Below are 17,450 nucleotides of genomic sequence, written 5' to 3' on the forward strand. Positions count from 1 at the left end.
CAGCACCCACGGGCTCACACAGCATTTCGAAGTGGGACCGCCTGGACACCTGACGTTCATTCAACTTGTCGCGGAATGTGGGTTTCCGCGAGCACTCTGCACTCGTGAGACGCATCCTAGGAATCGTCCTGGGCCTCCTCTTGATCGGCGGCGTCGTAGCAGTCGCCCTCGTCAACGGGCAGGACCCGGAAACGCCGGCAACGAAGACCGTGCGTGGCGTCATCGGCTCGGAGAAGTCCGAATTCTTCCGCGACCCGGACGTCGTCAAGGCCCTTGCCGCCAAGGGCTACACCGTGAAGACGGAGACCTCGGGCTCCTGGGCGATGGACCAGCTCGCCCTCAAGGAGTTCGACTTCGCCTTCCCCAGCAGCAGTGAACCCGCCAAGGAGGTCGAGGCCGCGGCCGGGGTCAAGGGCGCTCAGGAGACCAAGCCCTTCTACTCCCCGCTCGTCGTCATCGCCCGCTCCAACGCCGCCAAGGTCCTCGCCGACAACGGCCTCGCGAAGATGACCGGCAAGAACTCGGGGACCCTCCTGATGGGCCCCTTCCTCAAGGCCGCCGGCGAGGACCGCACCTGGCAGCAGCTGCCCGGCTCCTCCGCCCACGCCGAGCTGACCGGCACGGTGTTCATCAAGACCACCGACCCGTCCACCTCGAACTCCGGCGCCCTCTTCCTCGCCGCCACCTCCAACGTGGCGAACGGCAGCAACGTGGTCTCCGACGATGCCGGAATCGCCCGCACCGCACCCCTGTTGCACAAGCTGATCTCCGTGCAGGGCGCCCTGGAGCCGAGCACCGACGACCCGTTCCGGGCCTTCATCAGCGGCAGCGGCGAACCGCTCATCCTGGTCTACGAGTCCCAGGTGGCCGCCCTGCTCCTGCAGAAGCAGGATCCCGGCGACATGGTGGTCCTCTACCCGGACACCACCGTCAACACGGCGCACACCTTCGTCCCGCTCGGTGACAAGGCCAAGGAACTCGGCACCCTCCTCGCGACCGACCCGAAGCTGCGCGAGCTGGCCCTGCGCCACGGGTTCCGGCCGCAGGACGGCGTGCCCGAGTTCACCGCCGCGACCGCCCCGCACGCCGCCTACCTCAACCCCGCGCTGACCGGCATCCGCCAGGTCGGCACACCCACCGTAAAGATCCTGATGGCGCTCGCCGCCCGCGCCAAGGGCCAGGGGGACACACCGTGACACTGACACCTCCCGAGACACCTTCCGACGACCGCGGCCCGCTCGTCCTCACCGCGCCCGAACCCGTCGCCCCCGTCCGCAAGGAGCAGGCCGCCGGACTCGTACCGCTCCAGGACGGCGTCCGCGACGAAATGGCCCGCCGGGCCGGGGAGTACGTCGGCTCGCTCGCCGGGATCGACACCCGCTCCCCCGAGTTCGCGCAGCGCCTCGGCGAGATCGCCGGGCTCGGCTCGGCCGACATCCGCTCCGCCGCCCAGCAGTCCAACCGGATGCTGGACCGGGCCGTGCGCTCCCTCGGCTCCGACGGCGGCGGGGACGCCCAGGCCCGGGTGGCCGGCTCCCTCGTCGAGCTGCGCCGCACCGTCGAGGACCTCGACCCGCGCGACACGCCCGCCAAGGGCTTCGGCAAGCTACTCTCGAAGCTGCCGGGCGGCAACAAGTTCCGCGACCACGTGGCCAAGTACGCCTCCTCGCAGGCCACCCTCAACAAGATCGTCGGCTCGCTGCGCAGCGGCCAGGACGAGCTGCGCCGCGACAACGCGGCCCTGCACACCGAGCGCGCCCGCCTCTGGGAGACCATGGGCAAGCTCCAGGAGTACGCGGTCCTCACCGAGGCCCTGGACTCCGCCGTCGAGCAGCGGATCGCCGAGGCCGAGCACTCCGATCCGCAGGGAGCCGACGCACTGCGCGCGGACATGCTGTTCCCGGTCCGGCAGAAGCACCAGGACCTGCTGACCCAACTGGCCGTCTGCGCCCAGGGATACCTGGCGATGGACGTGGTCCGGCGCAACAACGACGAGCTGATCAAGGGCGTCGACCGGGCCGCGACCACCACCGTCTCCGCGCTGCGGATCGCGGTGATGCTGGCCTCGGCCCTCGACAACCAGCGCAAGGTCATCGAGCAGGTCAACACCCTGCGCAACACGACGGAGGACCTGATCCGGGGCAACGCGGAGATGCTGTCCACGCAGAGCGGCGAGATCCAGCGGATCGCGGCCGATCCGGCGGTGGGGGCGGAGACCCTGCGGACGGCGTTCGCGCAGATCTACCAGACGCTCGACGCGATCGACACCTTCAAGGTGCAGGCCACCGAGAACATGGCGGCGACCGTGGAGTCCCTGACCGGGGAGCTCCAGACGGCCTCGGCGTACCTCGCGCGGACGCGGACCGTCAGTGCGCTCGAGGGCGGTGCGCTGTGAGCGGGCCGCTGCGCGGTGGTCGCCGGCGTGGCTGGGCGGCGGGTTTCGCCTTCGCCGTGCTCGCGGCGGCTTCGGGCTGCACCTCCGAACAGGCCGACAGCCCGAAGCCGCCCGCGTACAAGGAGGGCACCCTGCGGGTGCTGGCCTCCAGCGAGCTGGCCGACATGCAACCGGTGCTGGATCAGGCCAGGAAGGCCACCGGGGTCACCGTGAACCTGACCTGGTCCGGCACGCTCGACGCCGCCGAGCAGGTCGCGTCCGGGCAGGCCGACGGCAAGTACGACGCGATCTGGCTGTCCTCCAACGACTATCTGCGGCTGCGGCCCGAGGCCGCCGGGAAGCTCGCCAACGAGACCCCGGTGATGTCCTCGCCCGTCGCCCTCGGCGTACGGCCGGAGGCGCTGGCCCGGCTCGGCTGGAAGCCCGAGGAGGTCACCTGGTCGGCGGTGCACGAGGCCGTCACCGGCGGGAAGCTCACGTACGGGATGACCGACCCGGTGCGCTCCAACTCCGGTTTCTCCGCCCTGGTCTCGGTGGCCTCGGGCCTGTCGGGCGCGCAGGCGGCGCTGACCGACGCGGACGTGAAGGCGGCCGCGCCGCGGCTGAAGGAGTTCTTCGCCGGGCAGAAGCTGACCTCGGGCTCCTCCGGCTGGCTCGCCACCGCCTACGCGCAGCGCGCGGACGTGGACGCGCTGGTGAACTACGAGTCGGTACTGCTGTCGGTGAACCGGGACGCGAAGTCCCCGCTGACGGTGATCCGGCCGCGCGACGGCGTGATCACGGCGCACTACCCGCTGACCCTGCTGACCTCGGCCCCGGCCGGGGCCCGCGAGTCGGGCCGGGCGCTGACGGAGTACCTGCGCGGCGCCGAGGCGCAGCAGGCGATCACCGAGAAGACCTTCCGCCGGCCGGTCGCGGCCGGGGTGGCGCCGGCCGCCGGGCTGGGTACGGACAAGCGGCGCGAGCTGCCGTTCCCCGGTTCGCTGGCGGTCGCCGACGGGCTGCTGGCCTCCTACGAGAACGAGCTGCGCCGGCCCTCGCGGACGGTGTACGTGCTGGACACCTCGGGTTCGATGTCCGAGGAGGACCGCATCGGGCGGCTGAAGGCGGCGCTCACGGAGCTGACGGGCAGCGGGAGTTCGGGGGTCGGGCAGCGGTTCCGGGACCGCGAGGAGGTGACACTCCTGCCGTTCGGGTCCAAGGTGAAGAAGGTACGGACGCACGTCGTCGAGCCCGGTAATCCGGGACCGGCCCTGGACGGGATCCGGGGCGACGTGAAGTCCCTGGCGCCGGAGGGGGGCACCGCGATCTACAGCAGCCTGGAGGCGGCGTACGAGCAGCTCGGCAAGGGCGGCGCGGACGCTTTCACCTCGATCGTGCTCATGACGGACGGCGAGAACACGGAGGGCGTCGGCGCCCAGCACTTCGACTCCTTCTACGCCGCGCTGCCCGAGGGGCAGAAGCACACGCCGGTGTTCGCGGTGCTGTTCGGCGATTCGGACCGCAAGGAGCTCACCCACATCACCGAACTGACCGGCGGGCGGCTCTTCGACGCCACCGGCGGGAACGGTTCGCTGAACGGAGCCTTCGAGGAGATCCGTGGCTACCAATAGAGCCGCCAAGTCGCTCGGTACGGGCTTTCTCACCTACCTGGAGTCGAAGAAGAACCTGGCCGGCTCCGCGTGCGGGGTGGCCGGGCTGGGCCTGGGCTTCGCCGGGGTGGGCGGCTCGTACTGGCCGGTGGTGGTCGCCGGGCTGTACGGTGCGGGCGCGCTGATCGCCCCGCCGGAGCGGGTGCCTCCGCCGCACTATCCGGACGTCGCCGAGCAGCTGGGCGTCGTACGGGAGGACTTCGGGCGGCTGCGCGAGTACCTGGCCGAGGTGGACCTGCCGCCGGCGGCCGGCGGCAAGCTGGCCGAGCTGATGGAGCTGTACGCGGCCCTGCTCGATCCGGGATGGGTGGCCGATGCCCTGGCCGCCGACCCGGAGGCGGTGCACTCGCTGTCGCGGGCGATCCGGCTGGACGTGCCGGAGTGCGTGGACACCTACAACCGGACGCGCTGGTGGACCCGGCTGACGCCGGGCGGCGAGTCGCCGGAGCGGCACCTGGAGCGGCAGTTGACGGTCCTGTACGACGAGGCGGAACGCGTGACGGCGAGCCTCCGCGAAGCAGAGGCCCGCCGTCAGCAGACGCACACGACCTATCTGGAGGAGCGCGGACGCTCCTGACAGGTCACGTGCTGCGGTGGGAACCGCTTGGTCGGGGGCTCCCACAGCGGTGGGACGCCGCTTGGTCGGGGGCTCCCACGTTCATTGGCCCCGGTCATCGGGGCGGGCGGTCAGCCCAGGCGCTTGACGAGTGCGTGGTACTCGTCCCACAGCTCCTTGGGCGTGTGGTCGCCGTAGGTGTTCAGGTGCTCGGGGACCAGGGAGGCCTCCTCGCGCCAGACCTCCTTGTCGACGGTGAGGAGGAACGCCAGGTCCTCGGCGGGGAGGTCCAGGCCGTCGGTGTCGAGGGAGCCCACGGTCGGCAGGATGCCGATGGGGGTCTCGACGCCCTCGGCGGTGCCCTCGAGGCGCTCGACGATCCACTTCAGGACGCGGCTGTTCTCGCCGAAGCCGGGCCACACGAACTTGCCCGCGTCGTTCTTGCGGAACCAGTTCACGTAGTAGATCTTCGGGAGCTTGGACTGGTCCTTGTCGGCCGCGACCTTGACCCAGTGGGCCATGTAGTCGCCCATGTTGTAGCCGCAGAACGGCAGCATGGCGAAGGGGTCGCGGCGCAGCTCGCCGACCTTGCCCTCGGCGGCGGCGGTCTTCTCGGAGGCGATGTTCGAGCCGATGAAGACGCCGTGGTTCCAGTCGAAGGATTCGGTGACCAGCGGCACGGCGGAGGCGCGGCGGCCGCCGAAGAGGATCGCCGAGATCGGGACGCCCTTGGGGTCCTCCCACTCGGGGGCGATCGTCGGGCACTGGGAGGCCGGGACGGCGAAGCGGGCGTTCGGGTGGGCCGCCGGGGTCTCGGACTCCGGGGTCCAGGCGTTGCCCTTCCAGTCGATGAGGTGGGCGGGCGCCTCTTCGGTCATGCCCTCCCACCAGACGTCGGAGCCGTCCGGGGTGAGCGCGACGTTGGTGAAGACGGTGTTCGCGTACATCGTCTTCATGGCGTTGGCGTTGGTGTGCTCGCCGGTGCCGGGCGCGACGCCGAAGAAGCCGGCCTCGGGGTTGATCGCGTACAGGCGACCGTCCTCGCCGAAGCGCATCCAGGCGATGTCGTCGCCGACCGTCTCGACGGTCCAGCCGGGGATCGTGGGCTCCAGCATGGCGAGGTTGGTCTTGCCGCAGGCGCTCGGGAAGGCGGCGGCGAGGTACTTCGCCTCACCCTGCGGCGGGGTGAGCTTGAGGATCAGCATGTGCTCGGCGAGCCAGCCCTCGTCGCGGGCCATGACGGACGCGATGCGCAGGGCGTAGCACTTCTTGCCGAGCAGGGCGTTGCCGCCGTAGCCGGATCCGTAGGACCAGATCTCGCGGCTCTCGGGGAAGTGCGAGATGTACTTGGTGGTGTTGCACGGCCACGGCACGTCGGCCTCGCCCTCGGCGAGCGGAGCGCCGAGGGTGTGGACCGCCTTGACGAAGAAGCCGTCGGAGCCGAGCTCGTCCAGGACGGGCTTGCCCATGCGGGTCATGGTGCGCATCGCGACGGCGACGTAGGCGGAGTCGGTGATCTCGACGCCGATCGCGGAGAGCTCGGAGCCGAGGGGGCCCATGCAGAAGGGGACGACGTACATCGTCCGGCCCTTCATGGAACCGCGGAAGATGCCCTGCTCGCCCGCGAACAGCTCCTTCATCTCGGAAGGGGCCTTCCAGTGGTTGGTCGGGCCCGCGTCCTCCTCCTTCTCGGAGCAGATGAAGGTCCGGTCCTCGACGCGCGCGACGTCGGAGGGGTCGGAGGCGGCGTAGTACGAGTTCGGGCGCTTCGTCTCGTCGAGCTTCTTGAACGTTCCCTTGGCGACGAGCTCCTCGCACAGGCGCTCGTACTCGCCCTCGGAGCCGTCGCACCAGACGACGCGGTCCGGCTGGGTGAGGGCTGCGATCTCGTCCACCCAGGAGATCAGCTCCTGGTGAGTCGTCGGGATGGTGGGAGCCGCGTTGTCGCGCGCCACGATTGCTCCTTGTTGAGGGGTTTGTTTGGTGTAGGCCCCGTGGGGGCTGCGACCCGGACGCTTCGCGCTCCGCTCATCCGGTGTCGACCGCACTCATCTGATCATCCGGTGCATGTGCGCATATGTCCAGGGGGCCTCTCACGTGAGCATCGCCACGTCCGTCAATCTTCCGTAAAGAGGACTAACGGAAACCTACGGACCCGTAGGTACCATGTGGGCCATGACTTCTGACGCCGCCGCCCCGGCCGTCCCGGCCGCTCCGGAGGCCAAGCCGCTGATGCGCGGCTGGCTGCACCTCGGGATGTTCCCCGCGGTGGTGGTCGCGGGCCTCGTGCTGATGGCCTTCACCGACTCGACCCGGGCACGCGTCGCCTGCGGGATCTACATCCTCACGGCCTGCCTGCTCTTCGGCGTCAGCGCGGTCTACCACCGCGGCACCTGGGGCCCCCGGGGAGAGGCCATCCTGCGGCGGCTCGACCACGCCAACATCTTTCTGATCATCGCGGGGACCTACACCCCGCTGACCGTCCTGCTGCTCCCGCCCTCCACCGGCCGGACCCTGCTGTGGGCGGTGTGGCTCGCGGCCGCGGCCGGCATCGCCTTCCGCGTGTTCTGGGTCGGCGCACCGCGCTGGCTGTACACCCCCTGCTACATAGCGATGGGCTGGGCGGCCGTCTTCTTCCTCCCCGACTTCATGCGCACCGGCGGCATCGCCGTGCTGGTCCTGGTGATCGTCGGCGGCCTGCTCTACAGCGCGGGAGGGGTCATCTACGGGATGAAGCGCCCCAACCCCTCCCCCCGCTTCTTCGGCTTCCACGAGGTCTTCCACTCCCTGACCCTCGCGGCCTTCGTGGCCCACTACGTCGGCATCTCGCTGGCCGCGTACTCGCACTAGCCGCCGCGCGCACCGGACCACGGTGCGAAAGGACCCCGCCACGCCGGAGCGTGGCGGGGTCCTTTCGCTCGAGGATCAGCAGGCGTGGCCGTCGCCGTCCTGGTCCAGGCGCAGCGGGTCGCTGCCGTTGACCTTCATCCGCTTCGGGTACTGGTGGGCGGCCAGCCAGTCGCAGCGGGCCTTCGGCGTCTCCTTCACCTCCGCCGGGAAGCGGGTCGGCACGCACACACTGACCGTCCCGTAGTGCCGGTCGCAGCCGGCCACGGTCGGGGCCACGGGTACGGAGTCCCGCTTCGCCCCCTCTTTATCGGGCACAGTCGGCTTCGGGGCCGCCAGTTCGTTCGCGAAGTCGTGCTCGTGCGCGGACGGCGGCTCCGCCGTCGCCGCCAGCGCCGACGGCCCGCCCAGGTGCACCCAGGTCGCGATCGACGGGACGCCGTTCGCGTCGACCGCGAAGAGCATGTACCAGCCGGGCGGCGCCAGGTTCGGGTTGCTGGTCACGTTCAGGTCGATGTTGTTCCCGTCCACCGTCATCGGCAGGTCCACGAACCGCTGGTTCGGGTCCGAGGAGTGCGTGACCGCTGCCGGACGGATCAGCTCCGCCTTGGCGACGGGCCGGTTGACGGTGATCCGCTGCATGTCCCCGTACACCCACTGCGTGTCGATCACCGAGGTGATCTGCGGGCGGGCGCCCTTGAACAGGTACGGCGGGGTGTAGATCGACACGTTGTGGTTGTAGGTCCCGTTGCCCGGGTTGTCGCCGACCGACATGACCCGCCCGTCGGGCATCAGGAACGACGCCGAGTGGTAGGTCCGCGGGATCGGATCGGTGGCCAGGCCCGCCTGGTACGTGTTGGTGGCCGGGTCGAAGAACGAGGCCTCGAACACCGGGTCGGCCCGGTCGTGCAGCCCGCCGCCGGTCTCCAGCACCTTGCCGTCCGGCAGCAGCACGGCGGACACGTACATCTTGCCCTCGGCCCCGGTCTGCGGCCGCTTGCCCGTACCCGTGTCCACCAGCCCCTGCGGAAGGTCCGGGCCTGCCGTGTAGGCGGGGCTCGGCTTCTTCAGGTCGATGATGTCGGTGATCCGGTTCGCGGCCGGGTTGGTCTCGTTGTTGCCGCCGCCGATGGTCAGCACCCTCTGGTCCTGCGCCGGGGGCAGCAGCACGCTCGCCGACTCGTCGCGCTGGTCCTTGTTCCGCAGGCCCGGCACGTCGGTGACGGTGTTCGCGTCGTAGTTGTAGATGGACGCGCCGGTACCGGGGGTGCCGTTGCCGAAGGTGTGGCTGCCCGAGTAGAAGAGCCTCCCGTCCTGCATGAGGATCATCGACGGGTACAGGCCCCAGTACGACCAGGTCTGGTTGACCTCGTTCATCGGGAGCCACTTGTTCTGCGCCGCCGAGAACTTCTCCGCGGTCACGTTGCCCGTCGAGTCCTCCTTCAGGCCGCCGAAGGAGATCACGTCACCGTTGCCGAGGATCGTCGCCGACGGGTACCAGTGCCCGCCGTTCATGTCGTTCGTCTTCGTGTACGCCTCGGTCGCCGGGTCGAAGACGTAACTGTCCTTCAGCCCCTGGTAGCCGATCTTGCCGTCTGCGGACGGATAGCCCTTGTTGCCGCTCATCACCAGCACCCGGCCGTCGGCCAGCTGCACATGGCCCGAGCAGAACATGTCCACCGGGGTCGGGATGGTCTTGAACGACCCGTTCGCCGGGTCGTAGACGGCCGAGGTGAAGGTGCCCGCGTTGAACTGGGCGATGTCGTTGCCCGAGCCCGCGATCAGCAGCACCTTCCCGTTCTTCAGCACGACCGCGTGCATCGAACGCACCGGGTTCTTGGCCGGGATCACCTGCCACTTTCCCTTGGCGCACTCCTCCGCCGTACCCGAACAGGTGGGCTGCGGCGGCACCGCGCCCACCTGCTCCAGCGTGTAGTCGTCGGTGGTGAGCGTGCCCACCCCGTACACCGACAGCCCCCACGCGATCTTGTCGGTGCCCGGCGGGACGGCGGGCGTACGGACCTCCGTGCGCGCCCATCCGGCACTGACCGGGGGATTCTGCAGATCGGTCCAGTACTGCCAGGCCCCCGTCGCGGCCTCCCGCCGGAACACCGTCACGGACACGTCCGGGGTGTTCGACTTGTACCAGGCGGACAGGTCGTACTGCTTGCCCGGCGTCACGGCCGGAGCGCAGGTGTTGTTCTCGGTGACCAGTGCCTTGCGGTCGCCGTCCACCCGTCGGGTGAGGGAGACCTTCATCGCCTTGGTGCCGCTGTGCGCGTCGGGGACGGTCGCGAAGGTGAAGTCGTTGTCTCCCCAGCCCGATTTGGACCAGCAGGACGGCATGTCGGCGCCGGGCGCGCCGGCGGTTTCGAAACCGGGATTGGAGAGCAGATTGGGCGGTCCGGCCGTGGCCTGCTGGGGTGCGGTGAGCAGCAGGCCCGCGGTCAGCGCCCCGACGGCCAGCAGGGCGGCACGCCGCCCCGACCTCCGCCGGATCTTCAGACGCATGGAAAGGTTCCCTTCTGTGCGGCTCAACTCCTGGTGTGACGCCCTGCCTTGCGCGAGGTGCGCGGCAGGTAGACGAGGGCCTCGGTGGCGGCGAACCGCAGGACGAAGGTGGTGACCAGCGCGAGGGCGGTGGCGGGCAGCACGTCCATGCCGAACTTGGCGACGAACACCGCTATGAGCGGGATCCGCAGCAGCAGATCGGCATTGGCGAGCAGCGCGAAGCGGCCGATCCGGTCCGCCCAGTGGCGGTGGCGGCGGCGGTCGCGGAAGAGCAGGGTCTCGATGAGGAGGAAGTTCCACAGGACCCCGGCCTGGTTGGCGACGATCTCGGCCGGCAGGTAGTGCATCCCGGCGTGCGTGAGCAGCCAGAGCGCGGCCAGGTTCGGGACGAAGCCGGAGAGCCCGATCAGGCCGAAGCCGATCAGCCGGGCCAGCGGGGTCGCGGAACGCAGCGAGGCCAGGTGCGCCAGGAAGCGCATGCCCTCGCGGGCGGTGGACTTCGACTCGCCTGAGTAGCGGTCCTGGAAGACGAAGGGCACCTCGGCGACCTTCGCGGGCCGGCAGCGCACCGCCAGCTCCAGCAGGATCTTGTAACCGAGCGGTTTGAGGGTCTCGGCGGTGACCACCGAGCGGCGCATCGCGAAGAAGCCGCTCATCGGGTCGCTGATCCCGCGCAGGGCGCGCGGGAAGAGCCCCTTGGTGAGCCAGGTCGCGCCGCGGGAGACGGCGATGCGGTAGCTGCCGGCGAGTCCGGCCCGGCTGCCGCCGCTGATGTAGCGGGAGGCGACGACGAGGTCGGCGCCGGTGCGTATCCCCTCGCCGACGAGTTCGGGCACCAGGTGGGGCGGGTGCTGGAGGTCGGCGTCCATGACGACGATCCAGTCGGTGTCCGCCCGCTTGACCCCCGCGACGACGGCGCCGCCGAGGCCGCCCTCGGCCACCTCCCGGTGCAGGACGGACACCGGGAAGGGGTGGTCGCCGGCCGCCTTCTCGATGACGGCCGGGGTGTCGTCCGTGGAGTCGTCCACGAACAGCACCTCGCACGGCAGGTGCTCGGGGTCGGGCAGTGCGTCACCGAGCCGACGCAGCAACTCCGCTACGTTCCCCGCCTCGTTGAAGGTCGGGATGATCAGGGTGACGCTGCCGCTCACCGCCTGCGGAACAGTGAGGTCCGGATCGATCGGGGCATGGAGGGACCACAGGTCCTCGCTCATGGTGACTCAGCTCCCACTCTGACGGTCGGCGGGGTCGGTCCGGTCTGCGGGGGCGGTCCGCACCGCGGGGTCGGTCCGGTCGGTCCGGCGGATCTCGATGCGGTCCTCGCCCTCGCCGAAGACGGCGACCGCCGTCGAATGCTCCAGCGCGGCCTTCACGTTCGGCAGGTCCACCGCGTCACGGCGCACCGTGGGCGAGGAGACGACGTAGTCGATGTCCTGCCAGCCCCGCGGCAGGGTCTTGGTGACGGCCGGGTCCAGGTCCGCCTTGTAGAACCAGATGGCGCCGAGCCCGGGCTCGAAACCGTGGTGCACCGCGTCCAGCCACAGTGCGTCGTCCAGCAGCACCCGGGTGCGCGCCGGGTCGTCGACCCCGCTGCCGAGCCAGGCCGCTGCCTGCCGGTACGGGGCGTTCGCGTCGACCGTGAGCGCCGTACGGTTGCCGTCGTACCAGCGCGGCAGCACGTACACCGAGGCCGCCGCGGCCAGTACGCCGACCAGCGCCCAGCGCGCGTACACCAACTGCCTGCGCTCCCCCGGCGAGCGGCGGCGGCGCAGCACGGCGTGCGTGACGCTGGCCGCGCCCCCGGCCAGCACCAGGGCGAGGAACGGCAGCGCCTGGATCACGTACATCGCCGGGAGGTAGCCGGAGGGCCGCATCGCGACGAGGGCCAGGATGACCGCGGCGAGGGCGGGACCTGCGAGCGCGCGGGCGGTGACCGACCAGCGCAGGGTCACCAGCAGCAGGACGGCGCCGGCCAGACCGCCGAGGGGCAGGACGGTGTCGTAGTACAGCCAGGACCGGAAGACTCCGTTCGAGCCGGAACCGGGGTCGAGGATGAAGCCGGATCCCTCGCGGCCCATCTGGTAGGTGATCCCGTCGATGAGCGAGACGTGCCCGGAGCCGGGCAGCAGCTCACCGTTGAGCAGCGCGAACAGCGGATAGGCCAGCCCTATGAGCGTGCAGGCGGTGATGGCTCCGGTGACGGCGAACTTGCGGGTGTCGCGGTGGCTGTGGCGCCACATCGTCACCAGCAGCGCCGGGAGCACCACCAGCATCGTCTCCTTGGTCAGGACGGCGGTGGCGGCCGCCAGCCCGGACCCGAAGTGGTGCCACAGGTGGCGGCTGGGGGACGCGGCGAGACAGAACGCGAGCAGGATCCACATCACCGCGAGGTTGTCGAGGAAGATCTCCCGCTGGAGCACGACCGAGAGCGGGGAGAGCCCGAAGAGGCCCATCGCCAGCCCGGCCGCCCAGCGCGGCAGCCACAGCCGGCGCGCGAGCACGTAGATCAGCACCGCGCTGGCGGCCGAGACGACCAGCATCGAGAACCGCATCGACGCGACGGTCATCGAGTCGGGCACGAAGAGCGAGGGCAGCCAGGTGAGCCCCGCGATCTGGATCCAGCCGAGCGGCGGGTGGTCGTACCAGTACGTGTAGTGGGCCAGGCCGTCGCCCTGCTGGACCGCCCAGGCCTGGGCGAGGTAGGTGCCCTCGTCGTCGCTGAGGGTCGGGAACTCGGTGATGTTCCAGCCCTGCACGAGGAGGATCACGAGCAGCAGGGCCCCGCACAGCAGCAGGTCCGGGCGGGAGGAGCGGAAGCGCACGAGCGGTCGGACGGGCACGGACGGGCGGACGCCGGTGGCGCTGCGCTGGGCGGGGACGCGGGGCGCGGTTGCGGAGGCAGTGGCGGTGGCGGTGGCGGTGGCGGTGGCGGTGGCGGTGGCGGTCGCTGTACCCGTCGACTGGGGCTGGGGATCAGTGGCCGTGGGCAGGGTGGCGGTCACTGGTGGCTGTCCTCTCGGATCGCGGTGGTGGCCGGCGCCCCGGTGAGGTGGGCGCCGGTGTGGCTGGTCAGTTCCCACTCGCTCTGGCCGCGCTGCTCGCGCCAGACCGCACGGATCGCCGCGCCCGCGAGCATCACCTGGTAGAACGGGCCGCCGACGACGAGCTTGACGTAGTGCACGAAGCGGATGCGCAGTCCGTACTGGCGGCCGAAGTCGTGCAGGCCGACGATCTCGAAGACGAACGTCACCATCGCCGTGATCATGGGGAGGAAGGTGATGATCGCGATGCCGACCGGCACGTCGAGGAAGACCGCGACGGCGAAGTTGAGCGGGATGATCACCCCGGACGCGGCCTGCATGAACGGGGTCATCAGCGTGTAGCGGGCGAGCCAGCGCTGCCCGCGGCCGGGCAGCTGCTGCCAGTCCTTCTTCCGGTAGACCTGGAGGAAGCCCTGGTTCCAGCGGGTGCGCTGCTTGAGCAGGCTCACCAGGGAGCCGGGCGTCTCCTCGCGGGTGACCATGTCGGAGTCGTACGCGACGACCACCTTCTTGCCGACCGACGAGAGCCGCACGCCCAGGTCGCAGTCCTCGGCGAGGCAATTCTGGTCCCAGCCGCCGGCCTCGCGGAGCACCTCGGTGCGCACGAAGACCGTGTTGCCGCCCAGCGGGATGAAGCCCTTCTCGGCGTGCAGGTGCAGCCGGGAGCGGAACCAGAAGAAGTACTCCAGGCAGTTGCGCAGGCTGTACCAGCTGGAGTGGAAGTTGATGAGCTGGACGCCGCCCTGGACCACGTCCGCGCCGGTGGAGCGGAAGGCGTGGTCGACGTGGGCGAGCAGCTCGGGGTGGACCTGGTCCTCGGCGTCGAAGACCCCGACGATGTCGCCCCGGCAGGACGGGAGGGCGGTGTTGAGGGCCTTCGGCTTGTTCTTGGTCTCGTGGTGGTCGACGACGACCCGGACGCGGGCCGGATCCTTCGCGGCGGCGCGCTCGGCGACGGCGGCGGTCTCGGGGTCGTCGTGCCCGACGATCACGATGATCTCGTAGTCGTTGTGGCTCGACTCCAGGAGCCGGTCGATGGTGTGCTCCAGCACCGCCTGCTCGTGGCGGGCGGGCAGCAGCAGGGAGAAGGCCAGCCGGCCGCCCCCGTCGGGGCGGTCGAAGCGGGTGGACGCGAGCACCTCCGGCGTTCGCCAGGCGTGCATCTGCCACCAGAGCGTGAAGGCGGCAATCCCGAAGAGTGCCAGCGAAATGACAGAAATGAACACAGAAGTGTACAAATTGTCCCCCCGGACATGCCGCAACCCCCGGCGGCAATCGTCAAACCCCCCGGAGGCTCACGGCGGGCCCCCCGGCCCGCCGCCTCCGCTTCCCCCTTGCGCGCACCCCCCAGTGCGCCATCTCGATGTCTCCCGAAACAGTGACTCCCGAACGACCTGAGGTTAGACAGTGAACATGACAGTCAGGCGCAGCGGAGATAAATGACGTGTTTCTGAACTGATATACGGCAACCGGAATTGACGGTACTCCGGGTACTTCAGGGACGAACCACCCCCAACTGCTCTGCCAGTTCGACCGGATCGGTCGTAGGCCGCGCGCAGACGAAATGTCGACACACATACGCCGTCGGGAGGTCGTGCACGAGTGTGCGCTCGGCCAGCAGGGGGAACTCGGCGCCGCTGCCGTCCTCCGCGAGCGGCAGGCCGGTCGCCACCACCGCCCCAGGAGCCGTCCCCAGCAACGCCGTCCGGTGCAGCGCCGCCCGCGCCGGGTCCTCCGGATGCCCGACGACCGCCACCTCGCGCGGACCGTCCAGCAGCGCCTCGGCCACCGCCAGCCCGTGCCCGATGAAGCGCGGAGCGCGCGGCCCGAGGGCGTGCACCACCCCGAGCGCCCGCTCGGCCGCCGTACGGTGGGCCTCCGAACCGGTGTGCGCGGCGTACGAGAGCAGCGCGCCCGCGGCGGCGGTCCAGCCGGACGGCGCGGCCGTGTCGGTCGGGTCCTGCGGCCGGCGGATCAGCTTCTCCGCGTCGTGCGCGGTGTCGTACAGCGAACCGTCCTCGGCGGTGAACCGGTCCAGCACCAGGTCGACGAGGAATCCGGCGAACTCCAGCCAGACCCCCTCCCCCGTCACCGACGCAAGCGCGAGGAACCCCTCGGCCACATCGCCGTAGTCCTCCAACACACCTGCATTGGCTCCCACTTGACCGTCCTTGCTGGTCCGCGCCAGCCGAGCCCGGCCGTCCATGTGCACGCGCACCAGCAGATCGGCCGCCTCGGTGGCCCGCTCGATCAGGTCGGGCCGCTCGAAGAACGCCCCGCACTCGGCGAGCGCGGCGATGGCGAGCCCGTTCCAGGCGGCGACGACCTTGTCGTCACGCCCGGGCGCGGGCCGCGTCTGCCGCGCCGCGAACAGCCGCGCCCGGATCGACGCGATCCGCTCGGCATCGGCCGCCGGGCCGTCCTGGGGCAGCTGGAGTACGGACTTCCCGTGCTCGAAGGTGCCTTCCTCCGTCACCCCGAAGTACGCGACGGCCAACTCCCCGTCGTCCTCCCCGAGCACCTCCCGCAGCTCGGCCGGCGTCCAGGCGTAGTACGCCCCCTCCGCGTGCTTGCCGCTGACCGGGTCCTCACTGTCGGCGTCGAGCGCGGAGGCGAAACCGCCCTGGTCGGTGCGCAGCTCCCGGACCATGAAGTCGGCGGTCTCCAGGGCGACCCGGCGCGCCAGATCCGATCCCGTGGCCCGCCACAGATGCGCGTAGACACGGCAGAGCAGCGCGTTGTCGTACAACATCTTCTCGAAGTGCGGCACGACCCACTCCCGGTCCACGGAGTACCGCGAAAACCCGCCGCCGAGCTGGTCGTAGATCCCGCCCCGGGCCATGGCCTCACACGTGTCGGCGGCCATCTGGAGCGCACCCTCGGACCCGGTCCGGGCATGGTGGCGCAGCAGGAACTCCAGCACCATGGACGGCGGGAACTTCGGCGCCCCGCCGAATCCGCCGCGCGTGGCGTCGTACTCCCGCGTCAGCCCGAGCAACGCCTGCGCCAGCTCCTCGGGCCCGGGCGTGCCGGCCTTCCCGTAGTCCAACTGCCGCCCGGCCAGGTCCCGTACGATCCGCTGCGCCACCTCGGCCACTTCCTCGGGCCGCCCCACCCACGCGGTCCGCACGCCTTCGAGCACCTGCATGAAGGAGGGCATCCCGTGCCGGGGCTCGGGCGGGAAGTAGGTCCCGAAGTAGAACGGTTCGGCGTCCGGGGTCAGGAAGACGGTCATCGGCCACCCGCCCTGCCCGGTGGCGGCCTGCACGGCCTCCATGTAGACGGCGTCGACGTCGGGGCGCTCTTCCCGGTCCACCTTGATGTTGACGAAGTGCTCGTTCATGTACACGGCGGCCAGCTCGTCCTCGAAGGACTCGTGCGCCATCACATGGCACCAGTGGCAGCTTGAATAGCCGACGCTGAGCATGACGGGCACGCCCCGCTCCCGCGCCTCAGCGAATGCCTCCGGCGACCACGGCCACCAGTCGACGGGATTGTCGGCGTGCTGGAGCAGATACGGCGAGGTCTCGTTCTCGAGGCGGTTCGGCATGGGGACATCCTGCCGCAAGAGATCAGATCAGCGCCGAAGGAGCGGGGACAGGTCGTGCGTCCAGGTGTCGCGGGTGCGGGCCCAGGTGGCGGGGCAGTCGGCGCGGGGCGGGGTGGCGAGGTCCGGGTGGCCGTCGGGGGCCGCGCCGCGGACCGCGCAGCGGTGGGACTCCGCGCGGGCGGCGGGCGGGGCGTGCTCGTCCGCGGGGTCGGGGGCGGGGTCGGCCGCGGCGGCGAGGTCGTAGGCCCGGGCGGCGGTCAGGAGGGTCCGACCGCCCTCGGGGTCGCGGAGCAGGAGCATCACCTGGGCGAAGCGGTCGGCGGCGTCCTCCTCGGCGCGGTCGCCCCCGGGCCGGAGGTCCAGCGCGTCCACGAGGGCGTGGCCCGCCTCGTGGTGGAGCGTCTCGCGGACGACCTCGGCGAGCGGCTCGTCCGGCCGCGGGTCCCCCGCCCGCTCGAACAGCTCGCGCTCCTCGGTCAGATCGTCGTAGCAGAGCTCGACGCGGCGCTCCTGCGGGTCGTAACCGGTGCCCTCGCCCGCGCAGGAGCGGGCGACGACGGTGACGCGGTACGGGAGGGCGAGGTAGTCGTTGAGGTCGGCGAGGACGGACTCGGCGATCTTCCGGTCCTGCAGGAAGCGGGAGTTCTGCCGGTCGGCCGCCGCGGGCTCCTCGTAGCGCAGGACGAACCCCTTGTCGGGCAGCTCCTCCTCGAATCCGGCCGCGGCCCACACGAGCAGCGCCCCCGCCGCACATCCGGCGAGGACCGCGGCCACCCCAGCCGTACGGATCCCTCGCGCCGTCACCGGGTCCCCCGTTCACCTGAATTGGATCAACGAGAGACGACTATAGGAGGTTGCCGGTGCTCAACTCCCTCTGAACTAGCTCAGATTCCCTCGC

At 70.6% G+C, this 17,450-nt stretch carries 12 protein-coding genes; 5 read left to right on the forward strand and 7 right to left on the reverse strand.

Annotated features, from left to right (window positions below; all coding sequences use genetic code 11):
* Nucleotides 1–104: 104 nt before the first annotated feature.
* Genes JIW86_RS16630 through JIW86_RS16645 form a run of 4 tightly spaced genes read left to right on the forward strand, consistent with a single transcriptional unit; the run spans nt 105 to nt 4,624 of the window.
* Nucleotides 105–1,196, forward strand: a complete 1,092-nt coding sequence (locus JIW86_RS16630) for a substrate-binding domain-containing protein (RefSeq protein WP_257554488.1) — start codon at nt 105–107, stop codon at nt 1,194–1,196.
* The gene (locus JIW86_RS16635) at nt 1,193–2,395 is read left to right on the forward strand and encodes a toxic anion resistance protein (RefSeq protein ID WP_257554489.1); all 1,203 of its coding nucleotides are present in this window, start codon (nt 1,193–1,195) and stop codon (nt 2,393–2,395) included. The genes JIW86_RS16630 and JIW86_RS16635 overlap by 4 nt, the downstream gene beginning before the upstream one ends.
* Nucleotides 2,392–4,008 carry a substrate-binding and vWA domain-containing protein gene (locus JIW86_RS16640; RefSeq protein WP_416237573.1) on the forward strand — a complete coding sequence of 539 codons (1,617 nt, stop codon included), beginning with the start codon at nt 2,392–2,394 and terminating at the stop codon, nt 4,006–4,008. The genes JIW86_RS16635 and JIW86_RS16640 overlap by 4 nt, the downstream gene beginning before the upstream one ends.
* Entirely contained in the window at nt 3,995–4,624 is a 630-nt protein-coding gene (locus JIW86_RS16645; protein WP_215148320.1) for a hypothetical protein, read from the forward strand. Before JIW86_RS16640 ends, JIW86_RS16645 begins: the two co-directional genes overlap by 14 nt.
* 110 nt (nt 4,625–4,734) lie before the next feature.
* On the opposite strand, the gene JIW86_RS16650 is transcribed toward JIW86_RS16645, so the two are convergent.
* The gene (locus JIW86_RS16650) at nt 4,735–6,558 is read right to left on the reverse strand and encodes a phosphoenolpyruvate carboxykinase (GTP) (protein WP_215148321.1); all 1,824 of its coding nucleotides are present in this window, start codon (nt 6,556–6,558) and stop codon (nt 4,735–4,737) included.
* Nucleotides 6,559–6,778: 220 nt separating this feature from the next.
* On the opposite strand from JIW86_RS16650, the gene trhA reads away from it, so the two are divergent.
* Nucleotides 6,779–7,453 (forward strand): PAQR family membrane homeostasis protein TrhA, encoded by a 675-nt coding sequence (trhA, locus tag JIW86_RS16655; RefSeq protein WP_374199329.1) that lies wholly within the window; start codon nt 6,779–6,781, stop codon nt 7,451–7,453.
* 75 nt (nt 7,454–7,528) lie between these two features.
* On the opposite strand, the gene JIW86_RS16660 is transcribed toward trhA, so the two are convergent.
* The 6 genes from JIW86_RS16660 to JIW86_RS16685 form a co-directional block, all read right to left on the reverse strand.
* Nucleotides 7,529–9,961, reverse strand: a complete 2,433-nt coding sequence (locus JIW86_RS16660; RefSeq protein ID WP_257554490.1) for a galactose oxidase-like domain-containing protein — start codon at nt 9,959–9,961, stop codon at nt 7,529–7,531.
* A gap of 23 nt (nt 9,962–9,984) precedes the next feature.
* Nucleotides 9,985–11,175 (reverse strand): glycosyltransferase, encoded by a 1,191-nt coding sequence (locus JIW86_RS16665; protein ID WP_257554491.1) that lies wholly within the window; start codon nt 11,173–11,175, stop codon nt 9,985–9,987.
* A 6-nt stretch (nt 11,176–11,181) separates the two neighbouring features.
* On the reverse strand, nt 11,182–12,801 hold the full coding sequence (locus JIW86_RS16670) for an ArnT family glycosyltransferase (RefSeq protein WP_257559341.1): 1,620 nt from the start codon (nt 12,799–12,801) through the stop codon (nt 11,182–11,184).
* Nucleotides 12,802–12,959: 158 nt separating this feature from the next.
* Nucleotides 12,960–14,240, reverse strand: a complete 1,281-nt coding sequence (locus JIW86_RS16675) for a glycosyltransferase (RefSeq protein WP_257554492.1) — start codon at nt 14,238–14,240, stop codon at nt 12,960–12,962.
* A gap of 257 nt (nt 14,241–14,497) precedes the next feature.
* Entirely contained in the window at nt 14,498–16,552 is a 2,055-nt protein-coding gene (locus JIW86_RS16680) for a thioredoxin domain-containing protein (RefSeq protein WP_257554493.1), read from the reverse strand.
* A gap of 27 nt (nt 16,553–16,579) precedes the next feature.
* The gene (locus tag JIW86_RS16685) at nt 16,580–17,356 is read right to left on the reverse strand and encodes a DUF4344 domain-containing metallopeptidase (RefSeq protein WP_257554494.1); all 777 of its coding nucleotides are present in this window, start codon (nt 17,354–17,356) and stop codon (nt 16,580–16,582) included.
* Nucleotides 17,357–17,450: the final 94 nt, after the last annotated feature.

This window comes from Streptomyces sp. NBC_00162 (genome assembly GCF_024611995.1).
In the GTDB taxonomy this organism is placed as follows: Bacteria; Actinomycetota; Actinomycetes; order Streptomycetales; family Streptomycetaceae; genus Streptomyces.